The organism is Pedobacter ginsenosidimutans (assembly GCF_001442625.1).
GTDB lineage: Bacteria > Bacteroidota > Bacteroidia > Sphingobacteriales > Sphingobacteriaceae > Pedobacter > Pedobacter ginsenosidimutans.
In genome coordinates this window covers 1-1638 of the sequence record NZ_LMZQ01000085.1, presented here as the reverse complement: position 1 = coordinate 1638, position 1638 = coordinate 1, and the positions used below count along the sequence as shown (strand labels likewise).

1 protein-coding gene and 1 pseudogene are annotated in these 1638 nt (G+C 40.0%); both read right to left on the bottom strand.

Features of this window, described 5'->3' with window-relative positions:
- Positions 1–403 (bottom strand): annotated as a pseudogene (locus ASU31_RS27045) (six-hairpin glycosidase); the annotation flags it as partial.
- A gap of 89 nt (positions 404–492) precedes the next feature.
- Positions 493–1425: a glycoside hydrolase family 43 protein gene (locus ASU31_RS27040; protein ID WP_245224627.1), complete on the bottom strand. Its 933-nt coding sequence runs from the start codon at positions 1423–1425 to the stop codon at positions 493–495.
- Between the last annotated feature and the right edge of the window lie 213 nt (positions 1426–1638).

Sequence of the window (1638 nt, the reverse complement as noted above, 5' to 3'; positions counted from 1 at the left end):
TACCCGCTTTTGTGGTTCCATCAGGAATCCTGTAGATTGGAAATACCACTTCTGGTTTCGTCCAAGTGTAGCCGTCTTTCGAAGATTGTACCAGGGTTTGTCCTGGCGGGATGCTTTCACCAATTTTATCGCTCAAATATTCGATGTAAAATTTATTGTTCCAATAAGCCAACATCGGCGCATGATTGTAAGTCCAGCCGAAGTTCTCGGCCAGTTCAGGGTGTTCTCTGTTGGCACGGAAAGTTTGGATACTGTGTACGCCCATCACCGGAGAAAGTTGGCCATGATGATAATCTGCGTTAACTAAGGTCTTACCTGTATAACGCACGGTATCCTGCGCCTGCGAGCTTTGTATCGCAAATGCTAATGGTAGGCTTAAACAAAGTATTTTAAATATTTTCATGTTATTCTATTCTTTCCTTTCGTTCGTCATTTCAGGGTCTTTCCCAATAGATGCTGAAACAAGTTCAGCATGACGACCGTATTAAAAACTTATCTATCATTCTTCAATCTTTCAATCAATTTCCTTTTCACTTTTATAATTGTTCCGTGTTTATGTCCTTCAGGGATTGAAACCTCAGCAGTCACATCCTTAAAAGACTTAAAATCAGTTGTTTTGTATGCTGAATAAATCTTTTGTCCATAAGCATCAAAATAAATCAACCAATTCTTTCCAACTTTTACAACCGTTGGTCCTTCCGTTAATTTCGGACTAAAAGTCTCCGAAACATTTTCATAAGGGCCTAAAGCATCTTTTGCAAAAGCAACTTTTAAATTCCTGTTCGGGCGGGTATTATCTTTTAAAACCAGCACATAATCTTTGGTTGTCCGTTTCACAATAACCGCATCGATTACACTAAAACCAGGATCGAGAAACAGTTTTGGTTTTGAGAAAGTCTCAAAATCTGTTGTTGTAATACTATACATCCGGTGGTTATTCTCCTCTTCTTCTATTCCTTTAGCAAAGCGATATGGTATAGTTGATGCCCAGATGATTACATATTCTTTTTTCTCGTTATCGTAAAAGATTTCGGGCGCCCAAACATTTACCGTTTTTGGCTCACTTTCCATTACCGGAAGAAACTTTTGCTCACTCCAGTTGATCAGGTCTTTAGAACTTGCGTAACCGAAACCTCTATCGCCTTTCCAGCTACAGGTCCAAACCAAATGGAAGGTTCCATCCGGGCCTTGAACGATTGAGGGATCGCGTAAAACCTTCTGCGTTCCAACCTCAGGCTTCAAGAAGGTTTTATTTAAATCCGTCCAATGGTAAGCATCATAACTGTACAAAAGCCTCAAACCTTCATTTGCAGGCTCATGGAAGGAGGTAAATATATAGGCCTGTTTTGTACAGGATGTTAAGCCACAGAGAAGCAGGCCAATTATAGCTAAGCGAAATGATGATATGGAATTGGGTTTAAACACTTTTTTCTTTAATTATTTCTTTTTTGCAATTGTCAGTCTGAGCGTAGTCGAAGACCTTTTTCTGTAATTTGTTAAAAAGATTGTCTTTCTACTCCGCTCAGGATGACATTTTTTTAACTCTCGCGATAGATTTCTCCATTTCGCTGCGCTTCAGTCGAAATGACGTTTCTCGCGGTCGTCATTCCCGCGCAGGCGGGAACCTTAATACACAAA